General features: G+C 63.4%; 1 protein-coding gene and 1 pseudogene. Both read left to right on the top strand.

Going from position 1 to position 794, the window contains the following annotated elements; all coding sequences use genetic code 11:
* A partial coding sequence (locus FFK22_RS44255) for a hypothetical protein (protein WP_221939315.1) occupies positions 1-184 on the top strand: 184 nt, incomplete at its 5' end.
* Between the two features lie 268 nt (positions 185-452).
* Positions 453-794: pseudogene (locus FFK22_RS42020) on the top strand (hypothetical protein); the annotation flags it as partial.

The raw sequence follows: 794 nt of genomic DNA, 5'->3' as shown, positions 1-794 counted from the left end.
CGCGGTCGTCGGCGGTCGCCGGGTGGTCGGGCTCAACGTTTCTCGGTTGGACCCTGACCGCTTCGCTGAGACCGGATCGGCGGCTGCAACGGTAAATTTACTCGTCGTTACCTGTGCAAGCGCCGCTGCCGCCCGCATGCTGGCGACGGAAATCGAAGCGCGTGCCTGGTCTCCGCCGTCTTGAAAGCTGATCGGCGATGGCCTCGGGGCAAGCTCCCGTCGATGTGGCTAGGGATGGCGAGGCGCACCACGTGCCGCGCCGTCGACGTTGGCGCCGCCGCGGCTACACCCGTGGTGTTCGCTCCGGCCCAGGCTGCGTGCAGGTCGTGAAGGCGTGCGTGCAGATCACCTGACGCTGCCCATGATCGGCTGACGAGCGACCGTGCTTAAGGAAGGCAATTGCGACGCGGCATTCTTGACGTCGGCATTCACGTTTGTCCGGGAAATTGAACATGACAATCCGCCTCCGAAACGTTGTTGTCATCTCCGCATTGGTCGCCAGCGGCTGTTCGGGCCCTCGTGTCGTCGTCGAGGACGTGAACCCGCTCTACTCGAGACCGGAATTCTTTGCCGCCGCGGACGGGCGAGATCTACGGACCATCGTCCTGGGCAATCCATTCGGAGTCTCCGCCTTCGATGGTGCGGTCACGGACATTATGACGAGCACGCCGGTCGGGCCGAAGACCCGCTTTACGACCACGCCCGGCCCTTCCGCGAACCGGGACTATTCCGTTGCTGTTGCCTTCAATCCCTCTCCTGACGTCCTGGCGGTGAATCTCTGCAATGTTCAATCC

The organism is Mycobacterium sp. KBS0706 (assembly GCF_005938675.2).
Lineage (GTDB): Bacteria > Pseudomonadota > Alphaproteobacteria > DSM-16000 > Inquilinaceae > Inquilinus.
The sequence above is the reverse complement of the archived record's forward strand: the minus strand, read 5'-3'. Positions and strand labels throughout refer to the sequence as shown.